Origin of the sequence: Paucibacter sp. JuS9 (assembly GCF_044043925.2) — a bacterium.
Lineage (GTDB): Bacteria > Pseudomonadota > Gammaproteobacteria > Burkholderiales > Burkholderiaceae_C > JAUASW01.
In genome coordinates this window covers 4,942,315-4,961,053 of record NZ_CP194172.1, presented here as the reverse complement: position 1 = coordinate 4,961,053, position 18,739 = coordinate 4,942,315, and the positions used below count along the sequence as shown (strand labels likewise).

General features: G+C 66.6%; 16 protein-coding genes. 13 read left to right on the top strand and 3 right to left on the bottom strand.

Annotated elements, in window-relative coordinates; genetic code table 11:
• The first annotated feature begins 72 nt into the window (after positions 1-72).
• The 5 genes from ABT392_RS22135 (at position 73) to ABT392_RS22115 (ending at position 4,066) form a co-directional block, all read left to right on the top strand.
• On the top strand, positions 73-1,140 hold the full coding sequence (locus tag ABT392_RS22135) for a sensor histidine kinase (protein ID WP_395384495.1): 1,068 nt from the start codon (positions 73-75) through the stop codon (positions 1,138-1,140).
• The gene (locus tag ABT392_RS22130; protein ID WP_334277464.1) at positions 1,137-1,874 is read left to right on the top strand and encodes a LytR/AlgR family response regulator transcription factor; all 738 of its coding nucleotides are present in this window, start codon (positions 1,137-1,139) and stop codon (positions 1,872-1,874) included. Before ABT392_RS22135 ends, ABT392_RS22130 begins: the two co-directional genes overlap by 4 nt.
• 91 nt (positions 1,875-1,965) lie before the next feature.
• Positions 1,966-3,156, top strand: a complete 1,191-nt coding sequence (locus ABT392_RS22125) for an acyltransferase family protein (RefSeq protein WP_334277465.1) — start codon at positions 1,966-1,968, stop codon at positions 3,154-3,156.
• An 8-nt stretch (positions 3,157-3,164) separates the two neighbouring features.
• On the top strand, positions 3,165-3,599 hold the full coding sequence (locus ABT392_RS22120) for a VOC family protein (RefSeq protein WP_395384497.1): 435 nt from the start codon (positions 3,165-3,167) through the stop codon (positions 3,597-3,599).
• A 131-nt stretch (positions 3,600-3,730) separates the two neighbouring features.
• Entirely contained in the window at positions 3,731-4,066 is a 336-nt protein-coding gene (locus tag ABT392_RS22115) for a PspC domain-containing protein (protein WP_334277467.1), read from the top strand.
• A gap of 30 nt (positions 4,067-4,096) precedes the next feature.
• Here ABT392_RS22115 and ABT392_RS22110 read toward each other — a convergent pair whose 3' ends face one another.
• Both ABT392_RS22110 and ABT392_RS22105 read right to left on the bottom strand, forming a co-directional pair.
• Positions 4,097-5,479 (bottom strand): sensor histidine kinase, encoded by a 1,383-nt coding sequence (locus ABT392_RS22110; protein ID WP_395384498.1) that lies wholly within the window; start codon positions 5,477-5,479, stop codon positions 4,097-4,099.
• Positions 5,476-6,138 carry a response regulator transcription factor gene (locus ABT392_RS22105; RefSeq protein WP_334277469.1) on the bottom strand — a complete coding sequence of 221 codons (663 nt, stop codon included), beginning with the start codon at positions 6,136-6,138 and terminating at the stop codon, positions 5,476-5,478. Before ABT392_RS22105 ends, ABT392_RS22110 begins: the two co-directional genes overlap by 4 nt.
• 95 nt (positions 6,139-6,233) lie before the next feature.
• Between ABT392_RS22105 and ABT392_RS22100 the strand changes: the two genes are divergently transcribed.
• From ABT392_RS22100 to ABT392_RS22080, 5 genes are all read left to right on the top strand, one after another.
• The gene (locus tag ABT392_RS22100) at positions 6,234-6,962 is read left to right on the top strand and encodes a chitinase (RefSeq protein ID WP_395384499.1); all 729 of its coding nucleotides are present in this window, start codon (positions 6,234-6,236) and stop codon (positions 6,960-6,962) included.
• A gap of 26 nt (positions 6,963-6,988) precedes the next feature.
• On the top strand, positions 6,989-9,655 hold the full coding sequence (locus ABT392_RS22095; protein WP_395384500.1) for a TonB-dependent receptor: 2,667 nt from the start codon (positions 6,989-6,991) through the stop codon (positions 9,653-9,655).
• Between the two features lie 89 nt (positions 9,656-9,744).
• Positions 9,745-10,890: a DUF5009 domain-containing protein gene (locus ABT392_RS22090; protein WP_334277472.1), complete on the top strand. Its 1,146-nt coding sequence runs from the start codon at positions 9,745-9,747 to the stop codon at positions 10,888-10,890.
• Positions 10,890-12,005, top strand: a complete 1,116-nt coding sequence (locus ABT392_RS22085) for a lactonase family protein (protein ID WP_395384501.1) — start codon at positions 10,890-10,892, stop codon at positions 12,003-12,005. The genes ABT392_RS22090 and ABT392_RS22085 overlap by 1 nt, the downstream gene beginning before the upstream one ends.
• Before the next feature lie 55 nt (positions 12,006-12,060).
• Positions 12,061-13,968 carry a B12-binding domain-containing radical SAM protein gene (locus ABT392_RS22080; protein ID WP_395384502.1) on the top strand — a complete coding sequence of 636 codons (1,908 nt, stop codon included), beginning with the start codon at positions 12,061-12,063 and terminating at the stop codon, positions 13,966-13,968.
• Positions 13,969-14,006: 38 nt separating this feature from the next.
• Here the strand turns inward: ABT392_RS22080 and ABT392_RS22075 are convergent, their stop codons facing one another.
• Positions 14,007-15,245, bottom strand: coding sequence for a flavin-dependent oxidoreductase (locus tag ABT392_RS22075; protein ID WP_395384503.1), 1,239 nt, complete (start codon positions 15,243-15,245; stop codon positions 14,007-14,009).
• A 134-nt stretch (positions 15,246-15,379) separates the two neighbouring features.
• On the opposite strand from ABT392_RS22075, the gene ABT392_RS22070 reads away from it, so the two are divergent.
• From ABT392_RS22070 to ABT392_RS22060, 3 genes are all read left to right on the top strand, one after another.
• The gene (locus tag ABT392_RS22070; protein WP_334277476.1) at positions 15,380-15,838 is read left to right on the top strand and encodes a MarR family winged helix-turn-helix transcriptional regulator; all 459 of its coding nucleotides are present in this window, start codon (positions 15,380-15,382) and stop codon (positions 15,836-15,838) included.
• 53 nt (positions 15,839-15,891) lie between these two features.
• Positions 15,892-17,034: an ABC transporter substrate-binding protein gene (locus ABT392_RS22065; RefSeq protein ID WP_395384504.1), complete on the top strand. Its 1,143-nt coding sequence runs from the start codon at positions 15,892-15,894 to the stop codon at positions 17,032-17,034.
• 116 nt (positions 17,035-17,150) lie between these two features.
• Positions 17,151-18,731, top strand: a complete 1,581-nt coding sequence (locus tag ABT392_RS22060) for a DUF1800 domain-containing protein (protein ID WP_395384505.1) — start codon at positions 17,151-17,153, stop codon at positions 18,729-18,731.
• Positions 18,732-18,739 lie beyond the last annotated feature (8 nt).

Genomic DNA, 18,739 nt, shown 5'->3' with positions numbered 1-18,739 from the left:
CCAAGGGGCGAAAGCCCGGCCGGCTGGGGCGAAGCGCCCGCGTCAAGGCGAGCGCGCCCTTATGCTGCGCGGATGCTGGAGCCAAGACAAGACGGGAATAAGCGGGTCCTGTGGCCCTGGGCCTATGCCGCATTTGTGCTGGCCGTGGCCTTGCTGCGCAGCCTCTCGGAGCTGCAGCACTACCTGGCCCGCGGTGGCGAGCATGCCTGGGAGCCCTTTCTGTGGGAGCTGAGCTCGGCGGCGCTGACCGGGCCGCTCTCCGTCCTTGTCTATCACTGGCATGTGGCCGGCATCGGTGCGCCGCTGCTGCGCCAGGTGCGGCGCCATGCCGGCGGCGCCCTGCTCTACATGCTGGCCCATGTGGGCGGCATGTTCGGCATCCGCTTTGCCGTCTATGCACTGATGCAGGTCGACTACGACGCCGGCACGGTCTGGAGCGTGCTGGGCTACGAGGCGGGCAAGGACTTCATCGGCTACACGCTGACCGTGGCCATCTGTCATGGCCTGTTCCACATGCAGCAGAGTGAGCGGCTTCGCGCCGAGCTGGCCGAGGCGCGGCTCGCACGGCTGACCGAGCAAGTCCAGCCGCATTTCCTCTTCAACACCTTGAACCTGATTTCTTCGGTGATGTACGAGGACGTGAAGAAGGCCGACCGGCTCTTGTGCCGTCTGGCTGATCTTCTGCGCTCCGCGCTGGCCGCCCAGCAGCAGGGCTGGCACAGCTTGCAGCAGGAGCTGACGCTGATCGAACCCTACCTGGAGTTGATGCAGGCCCGCTTTGGCGACAGGCTGCAGGTGCATTGGCGGATCGAGCCGCAAGCCCAGGCCTGGTCGGTTCCCTCGCTCTTGCTGCTCAACCCGGTGGAGAACGCGATCAAGCACGACGTGGCCTTGAGCCGCGGCACGGTCTCGTTGCGGCTGGAGGCCGGCCTGATCGGCGATGGCAAGCAGTTGCGCATCTGCGTGCACAACAGCGGCGTGGTCGCCGAGCGGCTCGAACGCGAAGGCGGCCTCGGCCTGGCCAATCTGCGCCAGCGCCTGCAGGCGGCCTATGGTGCGGGCGCATCCATGCAGATCGGCCCCGCGGCTGACGGCGGCACGGCGCTGGAGCTGCTGCTGCCCGCGCGAGGTGCCGCATGAAGCTCCTGATCGTTGACGATGAAGCGCCGGCCCGCGCCAAGCTGAGCCGGCTCCTTCGCGATGAGGCCGACGTGAAGTGGCTCGGCGAAGCGTCCGATGCCGACGAGGCCTTGCTGGCGCTGCAGGCTCAGCCCGATATAGACGCCCTGATCCTGGACATCCAGATGCCGGGCCGGACCGGCCTGGATCTCGCCATGCAGCTGCTGCAGGAGCGCCCCGAGCTGGCCTGCCTGTTCTGCACGGCCTACGACGAGCATGCCTTGCAGGCTTTCGACCTCCATGCGGTGGACTATCTGCTCAAGCCCTTCACGCCGGAGCGACTGAGCACCGCCCTGCAACGCTTGCGTGGCCGCTTGCAGCAGCGTGCAGCGCCCGCGAAGGGCGGGCTTGTCAGCGCCTTGCAGCAGCTGCAGCCGGCTGCGGGGCACTGGCTGGTGGAGCGGCGCGGCGCCTTGCGGAAGTTGGCCCTGGCTGATATCGAATGGGTGGCCACGGCCGACAACTACATCGAGCTGCATGCGCCGCCCGAGACCTATCTCGAACGGCGAACGCTGGCCGACTTTCTCGCGCACCCGGCCACCGCCGGCTTCGTCCGCGTGCACAGGGGCCATGCGGTGAACGCCAGCCACATCAAGCAGATCGCAGCGCTGCCGCATGGTGAAGCGCAACTCACACTCAGCAGCGGCCAAGAGCTGCGAGTCTCGCGCAGCTACCGCGATCAGTTGCGCTGCTGAGTTCGCTGCCCGCCATGCGGCTGGCCCCAAGGCCGGTGCGACTGGCCACAGAAGGCTCGTCGCACGCAGACAAGCCCGCGATGCTGCGGCCATGAACACCACCACAGCTTCTTCGCGCCAGTACTTCCTCGACTGGCTGCGCATCCTGGCCTTCGGCCTCCTGGTGCCTTATCACGTGGGCATGTACTACGTGAGCTGGGACTGGCATGTGAAGAGCGCGTCGGCCAGCGACTTCATCGAACCGCTGATGATCCTGACCTCGCCCTGGCGGCTGGGCCTGCTGTTCCTGGTCGGCGGTGCGGCCGCTCGCCATCTCCTGGGCAAGGGGCAGGGCTTTGTCGGCTCGCGCACCAAGCGGCTGCTGATACCACTGATCTTCGGCATGTTCGTGATCGTGCCGCCGCAGCCCTTCTTCGAGGTGCAGACCAAGCTCGGCTATGCCGGCAGCTATCTGGACTTCATGGACCTCTATGTCCACGGATATCACGGCTTCTGCGGCAAGGACGGCAAATGCCTGGACCTGCCGACCTGGAACCACCTCTGGTTCGTTGCCTACCTGTGGGTCTACAGCCTGATCGGCTGGGCGCTGTGGCGGGTCTGGCCGGGCCTCGCCGACCGCTTCGAGCGCTGGATCGGCGAGCCGCGCGGCGCGCTGTTCACCCTGCTCGCCCTTGCCCTGCCGCTGATGGCCGCCCGCCAGCTGGTGAGCCTGTTCCCCTCCACCCACAACCTGACCTGGGACTGGTACAACCATGCGCAGTACGGCTACCTCTTCCTGCTGGGCCTGCTGGGCGCTCACAGCGCGCTATGGACGCTGATGCAGCAATGGCGCCGCTGGGCGCTGGGCCTGGCCCTTCTGGCCTGGGCGGTCCTGATCGGCTATTTCAAGGCCTATGACCAGGTCGAACCGCCGCAGGCTTTGCGCCTGCTGATGCGCTGCGTCTGGGGTGGGCTGGAATGGTGGGCCATCACGGCCGCCTGCGGCTTTGCCAGGCAATGGCTGAACTTCGACCATGCCTGGCGCCGCTGGCTGACGCCGGCGATCTTCTGCGTCTACATCCTGCACCAGACCGTCATCGTGCTGCTGACCCGCTTGCTGCTGCCCCTGGCGCTACCAGCGGTGGCTGAAGGCCTGCTGCTGATCGTGCTGACCTTTGCGCTGTGCCTCTTGGGCTATGTGCTCGTCCGCCGCGTCCCCCTGTTGCGGGACCTGCTCGGGATTTCCGCAGGCCGCCCGCACGGGGGCGCGGCAGCCCCGACAATGCGGGCATCCTCCTCCTAGAGTCCTGCATGAAGTACTTGCACACCATGGTCCGGGTCACCGACCTCGAAGCCTCGCTGAAGTTCTATCGCGACGCCCTCGGTCTTGAAGAAGTTCGCCGCAGCGAGCATGCGCAGGGCCGCTTCACCCTGCTCTACCTGGCCGCCCCTGGCGACCATGATGCGCAGATCGAGCTGACCTACAACTGGCCCGACGCGGACGGCAAGGGCGAGGTCTACAGCGGCGGCCGCAACTTCGGCCATGTGGCGTTCGCGGTAGACGACATCTACGCGACCTGCCAGCGGCTGCAGGACCATGGCGTGAGCATCCTGCGCCCGCCGCGCGACGGCCGCATGGCCTTTGTGCGCTCGCCCGACGAGATCTCGGTCGAGCTGCTGCAGCAGGGCCCGGCCCTGGCGCCCGCAGAGCCCTGGATCTCGATGCCCAACACCGGCAGCTGGTGAGCCCCACGTTGCACTGATGCCGCGTTGTTGCTGGCCTGTGCAGGCCCTGCTGCAGTCCGTCGCGTCGCGCTGGTTTGCCTGCTGCACAGGCGTAGTCTTGCCTCATCGAAACACTTTCGAGGAGAAGCCAGATGAACTACAGCAACGAATTCGAAAAGCTCGCCGAACTGCATCAGCGCGGCGTCCTGAGCGACGAGGAATTTGCCCGCGCCAAGGCCAGGGTCCTGAATGGCGAACCGGCCGCGCAAGCAGCCGGGGCTTCCAACTACGCCAACGGTGCAACCGCGATCAACACGCTGCATCGCAGCCGCAATGACCGCTGGATCGGCGGCGTCTGCGGCGGCATCGCCCGCAGCACCGGCCTGGCCTCTTGGGTCTGGCGCCTGGCCTTCACGCTGGGCACGCTGTGTGCCGGCGGCGGTGTGCTTGTCTACCTGCTGCTGTGGCTGTTCCTGCCGGAGGAGTGATGCGCGAAAAGGGGGCTGACACTGGGCCGATCAGCCTCCAAGCACCTTCGGGAAGCGCACCTCCACCGTCAGCCCCACGCCACCCGGCCCATCGAGCAGCAGCACCTCGGCCTGGTGCTGGCCGGCAGCGCGCTCGACGATGGTCAGGCCCAGGCCGCTGCCGTGGCAGCGCGCGCCGTCCAGGCGGACAAAGCGCTCGAACACGCGCTCACGCAGTTCTGCCGGAATGCCAGGCCCCTGGTCGCTGACCCGCAGCACCACGACCTCAGCTTCCTCACCGAGGCTCACGGTCACCTGGCCGCCGTCGGGCGAATACTTGATGGCGTTGTCGACTAGGTTGTCGATCAGGCTGCCCATGGACTCGCGATTCAGCCACATCTCCAGATGCTCGGGCGACACCAGCTCCAGCTCGATCCGGCGCTGCACCGCCAGGCCGCTGGACAGGGCGATGCGTTCGCGCAGCAGGTCGACGAGGTCGTGGTGGCACTTGCTCAGCTCCAGCGAGTCGGCACCGGAGCGAGCCAGGGCCAGCAGCTGATGCACCGTGTGCGTGGCGCGCTGCACGCCCAGGCGCAGCCGCTCGCGTGCCTCTTCGCGGGCTTGCGCATCACCCTGGTCCAGCGCTTCGGCGCCGAGCTGCACCACGGCCAGCGGCGTCTTCAACTCATGCGCCGCGTCCATCAGGAACTCATGCTCGCGGTCCATGCGCTGCTGCAGCCGCAGCATCAAGGAGTTGACGGCATTGACCAGCGGCGCCAGTTCCTTGTAGGGCGTCGGCGGCAGCGGCGTCAGGTCTTGGGCCGAGCGTTGCGAGATCAACGCCCCCATGCGCTGCAAGGGTGCAAATCCGAGCCGGAACAGCAGCCACAAGGGCAGCACCAGCAGTGGCAGTCCGTAAAGCAGGGGCCGGGCGTAATAGCTCAGGCCGGCCACGCTGAAATGCCAGTCGCCTGGCCGCTCCTGCCAGCGGCGCACGGTCAGCTCACGCGCTTCATCGCGCAACTCGACATACAGCCAGCTCGGGTCGTCGCCGCGCCGCTTCTCCTGCGGCAGCACACGGCCGCGCCCTTCCAGGACCGGCTTCATCTCCACCAGCACCTGGCCGCGGTGCAGGACCTGCAGCAAACGGAACGGCGCGCGGTAGCCCTTCTGCTGCCACTCCTTGTCGCGCAGGCCGTCCAGCGTTTCGAGCGCCTGCAGCAGCTCTGCCGGCTCGTCCGCCGTCTCGCGTGCACGGTCCAGCGAGAGGCCGGCCCACAGCGCGTTCTCGGCCTGGCCATTGCGCACCTGCAGGAGGCCGATGTCTATCAACTCGCGCGCCACCAGCGCCAGCCAGGTCAGGAAGAGCACGACGAAGACCGCGCCCACGCTGCGGCGGAACAGCGATCGCTGAGGAGGCGTGGCGGCGCTCAATGCCGTTCGACCAGGTAGCCCACGCCGCGCACCGTGCGGATATAGCCTTCGCCGATCTTGCGGCGCAGGTTGGAGATGTGCACGTCCAGGCTGCGGCCATCCATCTGGCATGGCGCGCGGCTTTCCAGCTGGCGGCGTGTGACGACGCGGTCCGGCAGCTTCACCAGGGTGAGCAGCAGGCTGAACTCGGTGCGCGACAGCGACACCCGCTCGATGCCGCGGCGCACCTCCATCCGGGGTTCGTCCAGCACCAGGTCGCGCAGCTGCCATTCGGCGGCGGCTTCATCGGCATCGGCAGGCAGTGAGCGGCGGGTGACGGCGCGCAGGCGCGCCAGCAACTCGGAGCCAGCGAAGGGCTTGACGAGGTAATCGTCCGCGCCACCGTCCAGGCCGTCGAGCCGGTGCTCGATGGCGTCGCGCGCCGTGATGATCAAGACCGGCAGCTTGCGGTCGCTGCGGCGGATGCGCAGCAAGAGTTCCATGCCGTCGCCATCCGGCAGCCCCAGGTCCAGCACCACCGCGTCGAAGCCACCTTCCTGCAACCACAGCTTGGCATCGGCGATGCGGCGCAGCCACATCACCTCGTGCTCGGCGTTCTGCAGCAAGGCCTGCAGGGAGCGTCCGAGCTCCAGGTCGTCCTCAAGCAAGCAAATTCTCATGGCGTGAACTCTAGCGAGAACGGCGTTAAGGCAGTCTTAACAAGTCCTTGAAGTGCCGCATAGGCGGTCCGGCGGACAGTCTGCCATCTGCATCGATGCTGCTGCCTTTCCGCATGATCCGAACCCGCCGCCTGGCCTCCGTATTGTCCCTTGCCCTGCAGTTGCCGCTGGCTGCCAATGCCCATGCGGCCGAACACGCCTTCCTGCCCAGCCTGGCGCAGTTCGATCAGCTCTTTCCCAGGCGCCTCGCCTTCTACAGCTACGAGGGCTTCACCGAAGCCGTGCGCCAGACGCCGGGATTCGCCGCCTGGGGCAGCGCCCAGCAGCGCGCGCAGGAGATGGCCGCCTTCCTCGGCCAGATCGCACATGAGAGCGACCAGTTGCGCGCCCAGCGCGAGTACCGCAAGGAGAACTGGGACCACTACTGCCGCAAGACCGATGTCTTCGGCTGCGCGCCCGGCCAGCAGTACTACGGCCGCGGCCCGATCCAGCTGAGCTGGAACTACCAGTACAAGGCCGCGGGCGACTACCTGGGGCTGGACCTCTGGGCCGACCCCGACCGCGTGGCCCGCGACTCCACCGTCGCCTGGCGCACCGCGCTCTGGTACTGGATGAGCCAGACCGGCGAAGCACCGCGCTCGGCCCACCAGGCGCTGCGCCAGGGCGAGGGCTTCGGCGCCACCACCCGCGCCATCAACGGGCCGCTGGAATGCGACAAGCCCTACGACGCCGACGCCAGGCGCAAGAACCAGCGCCGCATCGATTACTACAAACACGCCAGCGCACTGTTTGGCGTTCCCGTCCTGCACCCGCTGGGGTGTTGATTCACAAGAGCCTTGGAGACCTGAGAATGAGAGACAAAACCACCCGTTTCCCCCGTCTGTCGGCCGTGGCCACCGCCGCCCTGCTGACGCTGGCCCTGCCGGCGCTGGCGCAGCAGGCCACCAACAAGGAGGAGGAAAAGGACGGCAAGAAGAAGACCGCAGCGCCCAACACCCTGCCCTCGGTGACAGTCACCGCCACCCGCAGCGCCACCGACCTCCTGAAGACGCCCGTCTCGGTCAGCGCCCTGCAGGCCGACGACCTGGTGCGCGAGAACGTCAAGGAACTGATCAACCTGAGCGGCTACGTGCCCAATCTGCAACTGGGCCTGTCCAGCGGCGACTCCGGCGTGCTGGCCTCGATCCGCGGCGTGACCTCGACCAACTTCACCGAGATCGGCGACCCGGCCGTGGGCATCCACATCGACGGCATCTACTCGCCGCGGCCGCAAGGCTCGCTCGCCCTGATGTTCGACCTGGACCGGGTTGAAGTGCTGCGTGGCGCGCAGGGCACGCTGTTCGGCCGCAACAGCACGGCCGGCGTGGTCAACATCATCCCCGCCGCGCCGGACTTCAAGAACAACTACGGCTGGACCCAGCTGCAGACGAGCAGCTACCAGGGCCGCCAGTTGCGCATCGTGCAGAACGTGTCGCTGGCCGACAACTTCGCGATCCGCGGCGCCTTCATGATGGACAAGCGCGACGGCTACATCCAGCAGGTGCGCGACCTGAGCGACCGCGGCATCAAGAAGCCCGACGGCACGTTCTCGCCGGACGGCAAGCCCGACGTCGACCAGCGCCTGAACCGCAAGGTCGACCCGTCTGACTACTACACAAACTCCGACCAGTACGCCGCCCGCGTGACCGCACGCTGGGCCATCAGCAAGGACCTCGAATGGCAGTTCGGCTACGAGCACTACCAGAACAACAGTGCCGGTGAAGTCGGCCTGAAGGACTGCGAGATGGCGGCCGGCACCAAGTGGGCTTGCGGGCCCGAGGGCCAGTGGTTTGCCAAGATCAATGTGCCGGGCCGCATCGACATGTCGATCGACACCGCGCGCAGCAACATCACCTGGAAGCTCGGCAACGGCATGGAGCTGGGCTACAAGGCCGCCTACGCGGTGCAGAAGCGCTCGCAAGACCACGACGACGACGGCGGCCAGGCCTGGCTGAACGAGGACGTGGGAATCATGCAGCCTTGGGGCAACTGGGGCAACCAGCATGCCTTCGACCGCGCCACCTACACCGTGGCCTCGAACTACAAGTCCCTGGTCAACGAGTTGCAGCTGCGCCAGCAGACCAAGGACTGGCGCTACGTGGCCGGCATCTTCACGATGGACGAGAAGAACGCCATCCTGTTCGCGCAGGACATGCTGGTGGAAGCGCCCTGGGCCATGGCCTATGGCCAGTACTACGACCAGCCGGACCGCCGCGTCGAATCGCGCGGCCTGTTCGCGCAGGGCGACATGGCGCTGGCCGAAGGCTGGACCGGCACCGCCGGCATCCGCTTCAGCAAGGACCGCCGCAGCGACAAGGGCGGCCGCTCCTACGGCAACTGGGACGCCGGCACGCCCTGGTACTACAACGGCCAGCACACCGTGCCCTGCGAGCTGGGCCTGTGCACGCCGCACAACGGCACCGACCTGACCATGGGCATGGGCCCGTTCGCCGGCCCCTCGGCCTACACGCCGCCGAGCAACAACGAGCATGAGGCCAACTGGAAGAAGGCCACCTACCGCCTGGGCCTGCAGTACGACATCGACAAGAAGCAGATGCTGTTCGCCTCGCTGGCCACCGGCTACAGGCCGGGCGGCTTCGGCGACCAGTTCGACACCTGCGGCGGCGGCACCTGCGTGGACGGCGGCAGCAACAAGTTCAGCTTCCTCGAGTACAAGCCCGAGACCACGCGCAATTTCGAGCTCGGCTACAAGGGCCGGCTGTTCGACAACAAGCTGGACCTGTCCGTCACGCTGTTCAGCACCGACTACAACGACATGCACACCACGGGCATGAATGCAGTCGGCCAGAAGAAGCTCGCGGCGGGCCAGACCTGCCCGGACTGGAACCCGGCCTGCGACATCGTCAACGCCTGGAAGACCGAGAACATCGGCAAGGCCCGCATCCGTGGCGTCGAGCTGGAGTACAAGGTCCTGCCTTGGGAGAACGGCACGCTGTCGGGCTACCTCTCCTTCCTGGACGCCAAGGTCAAGTCCTACCCGACCTATGACGACAACTGGATCTGCGGCTACCGCTCGATGTTCAAGGCCGAGGAATGCGCGCCGATCTATCTGGGCGCAGACGCCGACAAGCGCGGCCGCCGCATCAAGGACGTGACCGGCAACCGCCTGCCCTATGCGCCCAAGATCTCCTACGCCGTCAACTACTCGCACTACATCCCGGTGGGCGACTATGTGGTGTCGCCGAGCGTGGGCATGCGCTACCAGAGCCGCATGTATTTCACGGTGCGCAACCTCGACAACGATCACATCGGCGACTTCCAGAAGGCCTACACCAACTGGAATGCCTCCGTGCGCTTCGCGCCGAGCAACGACAAGTGGAGCCTGGAACTGTGGGGCACCAACCTCACGAACAACATCATCAAGAACTGGATGGGCCAGGGCAACACCGGCGGCTACACCTTCAACAGCTACAACCCGCCACGCATGGTCGGGCTGCGTGCCACGGTCAACTACTGAGCTTGATCCTCGAAGCGGAGGCAGCTGTCTCCTGCCCCTGTCTTGGGCGGCCCTCGCGGCCGCCCCTTTTTTAACTTGCGGAGCGACGGATGAATGCTGTGCAAGCCAAGGCCGTGCGCTGGCCGGCCATCGACCTGATGCGCGGCCTGACGGTGGCAGTGATGGTGCTGGTCAACCAATGGGCGGGCGTGGCCGGCCTGCCGGCGTGGATGAAGCACATGCCGGCCGATGCCGATGCGCTGAGCTTTGTCGACATGGTGTTCCCGGCCTTCCTGTTCATTGTCGGCATGTCGATGCCTTTCGCACTGCAGGCGCAACTGGCCAAGGCCGGATTGAGCGGCGCGCTGCGGCAGGCGGCCATGCGTGTAGCAGGCCTGCTGGTGCTGGGCGTCTTCATGGTCAATGCCGAGATGGCGCCGGCAGGCTTCGCTTCAGCGGCCTGGTTGCTCGCGGCGCTGGCGGCTTGCTTTGTCTTGTGGGGCAGCGTGAGCGGCGGGCCGGCGCTGGCCTGGCCCTGGCGGCTTGCCGGCGTGATCGTGCTGCTGGCCCTGGCTTCGGTCTATCCACATGCCGAGGGTCAATGGACAGGCCTGCAGCCGCACTGGTGGGGCATCCTCGGCCTGATCGGCTGGGCCTACGGTCTGGCAGCCCTGATCTTTCTACTGAGCCCGGCGCAGGCTCGCCTTGTTGTTGCAGCGGCCGTGCTGCCGCTGTGCCTGGCCTGGTTCTACCTGCTGAACCCCAGCGTCGGTGGCGGCGGGCACGCCACGCATCTGCTGCTGGTCTTGTCCGGCGTGATCACCGCCTTGCTGATGCATGGCCCGCAAGCGCCATCGCATGCGGCGCGCTGGACGCTGGCCTTGGCGCTGGCGCTGCTGGCCGCAGGCTTCGCGCTGCGGCCCTGGGGCGGCATCTCCAAGATCTACGCCACGCCTGCCTGGGGCCTGCTGTGCGCGGGCGCCAGTGCCCTGCTCTACCTGCTCTTGCAGCAAGCGCTCCTGCGTTGGCCAGCGAGCGGCAAAGTGACCGGCGGACTGCGCGAGGCGGGCCAGCATCCGCTGCTGGCCTATCTGATTCCCTTTGTGCTGGGCGCCTTGACTTCGCTGATCGGCTGGGACTGGCCGGCTGCGCTCAGCGAAGGCTGGGCGGGTCTCTTGCGCGGCGGGGTCTTCCTGCTGTGGGTGCTTCTGCTCCTGCATCTGTTCTTGCGCCGCGGCCTGCGGCTGCGTCTCTGATGAACCCGACTCGACGCGAGGTCTTGCTGAGCATGGCTGCCCTCCTCCTGCCTCAGACGTCCGCCGCCCGCTTCCTGCATGTGGGCAGCCATGCCCCGGCGGGACGCGGGCTCTACAGCTTTGCCATCGAGGCTGACGGCAGCTTGCGCGACATCGGCATCACCGAGAACACCCAGAGCCCGAGCTGGCTGCTGGCAGACGCGGCATCGCAACGCCTCTATGCGGCCGAAGAAAGCGGGAACGCGATCTCGGTCTATCAGCAAGACAGCCAAGGCCGGCTGGCCTTCGAGCAGCGCCTGCCCAGCGGCGGACAAGGGCCGGTGCACCTGAGCCTCGGCGCTGGTCGACTTTGGGTGGCGCACTATGGTGATGCGCGCTTTGCCGGCTTGTCGGTGCTTGCCGATGGCAGCCTGGCCCCTGCGATTTCATGGGACGGCTGCCGCGGCCCCGACCGTCGCCCCGGCCCCGAGCAGGCGCTGCGTGCGCCGCGCGGCAGCCAGGCGCGCAGCGGGCATGACGCGCCGCATGGCCACATGATCCAGGCCAGCCCCGATGGCCGCTGGCTGCTGGGCACCGACCTCGGCCGCGACCGGCTGCTGGTCTGGCCGCTCGTGAAGGACCTGCCGCCACCGCCGGCCAGCGAGCTGATGCTGAGCCCGGGCTCCGGCCCTCGCCACTTTGTCTTTCATCCGCAAGACGGCAGTCTGGTCTATGTGCTGCAGGAAGAGTCCTGCACCCTGTCCACTGTGCGGCTGCTGCCCGAAGGCCCGCAACTGCTGGACGAGCGCTCGGTGCTGCCGGCCGGCTTCGCGGGCACCAGCTATGCGTCCGACCTCGTGCTGGCGCCCGGCGGCCGGCATCTCTATGCCTTGAACCGGCTCTACGACAGCATTGCGGTGCTGGCCATCGACACGCCCGAGCAGCCGCGCCTGATCGACCACCACTGGACCCGCGGCAGCTACCCGCGCAATGCCTGCGTTGTCGGCAGTTCGCTGTGGGTCAGCAACCAGCGCAGCGATCAGTTGAGCCATTTCGATGTGAGCCGCCCCGAGCAGCCCCGCTTCAGCGGCATGCAGGTCCCGGTGCCCAGCCCGGCGGGTATTTGCGCGAGCTGAGCGCCTGAGGGCCAAGGTGCCGGACAATCGAGGGCTGTCGCGCCCTTGCCCCCCGATGTCGTCTCCTGCCCCCACCTCCCTGCGCATCCTCAGCGTCATCCCGCCGATGACGCAATTGAACACGCCCTACCCGTCCACCGCCTACCTGACCGGCTTTCTGCGCTCGCGCGGTTTCGCCGATGCGGCGCAGGAGGACCTGGCGTTGGCTCTGGTGCTGCGGCTGCTCTCGCGCCCAGGTCTGGAGAAGCTGCTGGAGCTGAGCGAAGCGGTGGCGCGACCCTCGGCCAAGTTGCGCAGCTTCATCGCCCAGGGCGCGCGCTACATCGCCACCATCGATGCGGTGCTGGCCTTCCTGCAGGGCCGCGACGCCACGCTGGCTCATCGCATCAACACGCGCGGTTTTCTACCGGAAGGCCCACGCTTCGAGACGCTGGAAGCCTATGCCGACGATGGCAGCGGCGATCCGCTCTCCTGGGCCTTTGGAGCACTGGGACTGCAGGACCGCGCCCGCCACCTCGCCACGCTCTACCTGAACGACCTGGCTGACGTGCTGCGCGAAGCGGTGGACCCGCGCTTCGAGTTCGTCCGCTATGCCGAGCAACTGGCCACCAGCCAGCCGAGCTTTGATCCGCTGCACCAGGCCTTGCTGGCAGCGCCGAACTGGGTGGATGAAACCTTGCAGGCGCTGACCATCGAGGCGCTGGAGCGACACAAGCCGGAGCTGCTGTTGCTCTCCGTCCCCTTCCCAGGTGCGGTCTATGCAGCCCTGCGAATCGCGCAGACGGTCAAGGCGCAGAACCCCACCATCAAGATCGTGCTAGGCGGCGGCTTCGTCAACACCGAGCTGCGCGAGCTGAGCGAGGCGCGCGTGTTCGACTTCGTTGACTACGTGACCCTGGATGCCGGCGAGCGGCCGCTGCTGGCGCTGATCGAGCACCTTGCTGGCAAGCGCTCGCAGCAACGCCTGGTGCGCACCTTCATCCGGGATGAAGCAGGCGACGTGAAGTACGTGAACTTTGTCGAGCCCGACGTGCCTTTCGCGGACGTCGGTACGCCCACCTGGGATGGACTGCCGCTCGAGCGCTACCTGTCGCTGCTGGACATGCTCAATCCGATGAACCGGTTGTGGAGCGACGGCCGCTGGAACAAGCTGACCGTGGCCCATGGCTGCTACTGGAAGAAGTGCAGCTTCTGCGACGTCACGCTGGACTACATCTCGCGCTACGACGCGGCTTCCGCCGAACTGCTGGTGGACCGCATCGAGGCCATCGTGGCCGAGACCGGCCAGACGGGATTCCATTTCGTGGACGAAGCAGCCCCGCCGAAATCATTGAAGGCCCTGGCCGCCGAACTGCAGAAGCGCGGCACGGCGGTGAGCTGGTGGGGCAATGTGCGCTTCGAGAAGACCTTCACGCCCGAGCTCTGCCAGCAGTTGGCGGACAGCGGCTGCATCGCGATCTCCGGCGGCCTCGAAGTCGCCTCGGACCGCTTGCTGAACCTGATGCAGAAAGGCGTGTCGGTCGAGCAGGTGGCTCGTGTCACCAAGGCCTTCAGCGACGCCGGCATCCTCGTGCATGCCTACCTGATGTACGGCTTCCCGACGCAGACGGTGCAGGACACGGTCGATGCGCTGGAATATGTGCGGCAGCTGTTCGAGAACGGCTGCATCCAGAGCGGCTTCTTCCACCGCTTTGCCTGCACCGTGCATTCGCCCGTCGGCCAGAAACCCGAAGACTTCGGTGTGAAGCTGCTGCCGCTGCCTGAGAGCCCGTTCGCGAAGAACGACGTCGGCTTCATCGACCCCACGGGCGTGGACCACGACCAGCTGGGCGTGGCTTTGAAGAAGGCAATCTACAACTTCATGCACGGCATCGGCCTGGAAGACGATGTGCGGCGCTGGTTCCCATTCAAGGTGCCGCGTCCCACGGTGGCGCGACACAAGATCGCCAGGGCGCTGGGCTAGCGGCAACGGACCCGGCCCACAGCGGTGGGCGGGCTTGATCAGGCCTTGGCCTTCAAGCTGTCCTTGTCGAATCCCGCCAATCGCTTGTAGCGCAGGGACATGGCTTCCAGCGTCTCTCGGGGAATCACTTCATCGATGCTGCTGAAGCCCTGTGGCGCGCGTGATTCGGCGAGCTGCATCACCTGCTCGGGCCCGTTCATGCGGTTGCGCAGCACGATGCCGGTGGTCCTGGGCAGGCGCTCGGCCTCGTACTCGCGCAGCGCGTAGGGCGTGTCGGCGTCGTCGGCCAGGCAGTCGGCCAAGTAGCGCGCATCGAGAATGGCCTGCGCACTGCCGTTGGAGCCTATCGGGTACATCGGATGCGCGGCATCGCCCAGGAGCGTGACGCGGCCGAAGGTCCAGCGCGGCAAGGGGTCACGATCGACCAGCGGGAATTCGTAGATTTCCTTCGCGCCGTCAATGATGGCGGGAATGTCGATCCAGTTCCATTTCCAATCTTGGAACGGTGCCGCGAAGACCGACTTGTCGACCTTTCGGTTCCAGTCGGTGCTGGGCAGTTCGCCGCCCGGCACGCGCAGCTCGGCGATCCAGTTGATCAGTGAACGCCCCTCGCGACGCAAGGGTTCGGAGATCGGGTAGCAGACGAACTTCTGGTCCTGGTGGCCGGCCATGAACATGCTGCGGCCATCCATGTAGGGCTCCGCTTCAGTCACCGCACGCCACAGCATGCGCCCCGAGAAACGCGGCTGATCGCCACTCGGGTAGAGGAACTTGCGCAGCGAGGAATGGATGCCGTCGGCGCCGACCAGCACATCGCATTCGGACTGCACCGTCATGCCGTCTGCGCGACGCATGAAGCAGGCGACGACCTTGTCGGTGCCTTGCTCGAAAGAGGCAAAAGCGTGGCCGGCGTGCACCTTGTCGCGGCCAATGCGCTCCTGCACTGTCGCCAGCAAAGTCATCTGCAAATCGCCGCGGTGGATCGAGAACTGCGGGAAGTCGTAGCCGGCCGCGCGGCCCCGCGCTTCGCGCCAGATCTCCTGACCGAACTTGTTGAAGTAGGCGAGCGTGGAGGTTTCTATCGCGTGGGCGGCCAGAGCGTCTTCCAGCCCGAGCCGGCACAGCTGCTGGCTGGCGTGTGGCAGCAAGTTGATGCCGACGCCGAGCGGCTTGATTTCACCGACGGACTCGAACAACTCCACCTCGATGCCGCGCTCATGCAGCATCAGCGCCAGGCTGAGCCCACCGATACCGGCCCCTGCAATCGTGACTTTCACGCCGCTCTCCGTTTCCTGATTCTGATGCTGCGTCGCAAGATGACATGCGCGCTTAATTGTTATAGCCTATAACAATTACTTCGACGAACACAAGCGTCGAGCAGGCAAAAGATGGACAAGACCCAGGAGACGGATTGACCCAGCGCATCCATTTCAATGCCCGTATAGAAGGCGTGGAGTACGACGTGCTCGACGAGCTGGTCGGCTACGCGGTGCGTCGCGCGCAGCTGTCGATCTATGAAGACTTCGCCGCGACGATGGACGGGGAAGAGATCACGCCGCAGCGCTTCTCGTCGCTTGTGATTGTTGAAAACAACCCCGGCATCTCACAAACGCGCCTGGCCGAGGTGATGGGCATCGCGCGCTCCGGCGTGGTCGCGATCATCGATGGCTTCGAGGAGAAAGGCCTGATAGAGCGCCAGGCCTCCGGCGACCGCCGCTCCTACAGCCTGCTGCTCACCAAGGCCGGCGCGCGCCAGCTCAAGCGCTACAAGCAGGCCGTGAAAGAGCATGACGAGCGCATCTCGGCCGCGCTGAACCAGGCCGAGAAGAAGCAGCTGTGCGCACTGCTGCGCAAGCTGTGTCCTCCCTGATCCGAAGGCAGGCCGCGCCAGCCGCAGCCGATTCAACCCACCCAGGAGACATCATGAAGAAGAAGTCCATCCGACCGCTCGTTGCGGCAGTCCTGAGCACACTCGCCTTCGGCGCCGCGCAGGCCGAGATCACCATCGGCGTGAGCCTGCCGCTGACCGGCCCGGCCTCGGGTCTGGGCATTCCGACCAGGAACGGTATCTCCCTGTGGCCCGACACCATTGGCGGAGAGAAGGTCCGGCTGATCATCCTGGACGATGCCTCGGATGCGACGCAGTCGGTCAAGAACGGTCGCCGCTTCATCACCGAAGACAAGGTGGACGTGATCGTCGGCTCCACCGCCACGCCGGCCTCCATCGCGCTGTCCGTCGTGGCGGCCGAGGGCCAGACGGTGCAGATCTCGACCTCGCCGGTGGATCTGCCCGAAGGCAAGGACGCCTGGACGTTCCGCGTCGCACAGTCCACGCCGCTGATGGCCTCCGCGCTGATCGAGCACATGAAGAAGAGCGGCATCAAGAGCTACGCCTACCTCGGCTACTCGGACGCCTATGGTGAAACCTGGCTGAAGTCCTTCGATGCGCTGGCGGCGAAGGCTGGGCTGGCAACGTTGGCCACGGAACGCTTCGCACGGTCTGACACCAGCGTGACGGCGCAAGCGCTGAAGGTCACCATGGCGCAGCCGGACGCCATCCTGATCGGCGCCTCCGGCAGTGGCTCGGCGATGCCGCACAAGGCCATCGTGGAGCGGGGCTACAAGGGCAAGATCTACCAGACCCACGGCGCCGCCTCGCGCGACCTGATACGCCTGGGCGGCAAGGAGGTGGATGGTGCCATCGTGGTGGCGGGCCTGGCAGTGATGCCGGAATCGCTGCCGGCGGCGCATCCGTCCAAGAAGCTGGCGACCGAATTCGTCGAGCGCTATGAGCAGCAGTTCGGCGCGGGCACGCGCAATCAGTTCTCGGCCCATGGCTACGACGCGCAGCTGCTCCTGCAGGCGGCAGTGCCGGTGGCGCTCAAGAAGGCCAAGCCCGGCACGCCCGAATTCCGCGCCGCGCTCAAGGAGGCGCTGGAGAACAGCAAGGGCGTGACGATCACCCAGGGCGTGATCCGCTACTCGGCCAAGGACCACTGGGGCCTGGAAGACAACGCCCGCGTGCTGCTGACCATCGAAAAGGGCGACTGGAAGCTGGCGAACTGAGCCGCGGGTAAGCCACTAGCGAGCCGGCGCCCCCTGGCAACAAAGCTTTGCACACAGGCAATGCCGGCTTGATCGACACTTGCGACTCTGCGGACCTGGCAGTACGGAGTCGCAAAATGAAACTCACAAGAAGACAAGCCCTCCAGGGCATCTCGTTGGCATCGGCCCTGCCATTGGCAGGCAGCATCAGCTGGGCCCAGGCTCCGCGCCTGAGCGCCGATGAGAAGGCCCTGCATGCGCTGAACCGCCTGGGCTACGGCCCGCGGCCCAGCGACATCGAGGCGATCAGGCAGCAAGGAGCGGAGCGCTGGCTGCAGTCCTTTCTTGCCGCGCAACTGGAGCCTGCCAAGCTGGCCCCGCCCGAGGCGCTGAAAGCCCGGCTCGCCGCGCTCAATACGCAAAGGCTCAGCCAGGGCGAATTGATCGGCCGTTACCGCGAGGCCACGCAGGCCAACCGCGTGGCCAGGCGCGAAGCTGCTGCCATGGACGGCAAGGCCGACAACGCCAAGGTGCAGGAGGCGCAGGCCAATGCCCGCCGCGAGCTGGTGCGGCCAGTGCTGGCGCAGGCCGGCCAGGCGCGGCTGTTGCGCGCCATCGACAGCCCGGCCCAGCTGGAGGAAGTGCTGGTCGAATTCTGGTTCAACCACTTCAATGTCTTCGCCGGCAAGGGGCCGGTGTCGGTGCTGGTCGGCTCCTACGAGCGCGAGGCGATCCGGCCCTTCGTGTTCGGCCGCTTCCGCGACATGCTGGCCGCCACGGCCAAGCACCCGGCCATGTTGATCTATCTGGACAATGTCCAGAGCGTGAAGACCGGCTACCAGCCGCCGGGCCGCCAGGCGCGCGCCAACCCGAATGCCCAGAGACTGACCGGCCTCAACGAGAACTACGCCCGCGAGCTGATGGAGTTGCACACGCTGGGCGTGGACGGTGGCTACAGCCAGCGCGACGTGACCGAACTGGCGCGCATGCTGACCGGATGGACCGTCGACTACCGCGCGGCGCAGAGGGGCACGAAGGGCGCGCTGTTCGAATTCGACCCGCGCCGCCACGACGGCGGCACCAAGCAATGGCTGGGTCGCACGGTGACCGGCAATGCGCAGGGCGAAGGCGAAATGGCGCTGGACGTGCTGGCCAGCCATCCGGCCACCGCCAGGCATCTGGCCTTCAAGCTGGCGCAGGCCTTTGTCTCTGACCAGCCGCCGCCGGCCCTGGTGCAGCGCCTGGCCGACCGATTCCTCGCCACCCAGGGTGACCTGAAGGCTGTCACGCAAACGCTGATCACTTCGGACGAGTTCTGGAGCCGCGAGGCCTATGGCGTGAAGTTCAAGACGCCCTACCAGTACGTCCTGAGCAGCCTGCGCGCGCTGGACGTGAGCACGCCGGCCGACGTGGCGCCGCTGATGCAGTTGCTGGCCCAGGCCGGCATGCCGCTTTACGGCTCGCAGACGCCCGACGGCTACAAGAACACGGCCGCCGCGTGGATGAATCCGGAAGCGCTGGCCCAGCGCGTGCAGTTCGCCTCCACCTTGTCCGAGAGGCGCATGCGCCGCGGCACCAACGCCAACCTGGACAGCCAGGCGCTGATCAACACCCTGGGCCCCCTGCTCAGCGACAGCACCCGCAAGAGCATCGCCGCCGAGCCTGCTGCCATGCAGCTCACGCTCGCATTGGGCAGCCCCGACTTCATGCGCCGCTGAAGGAAGCA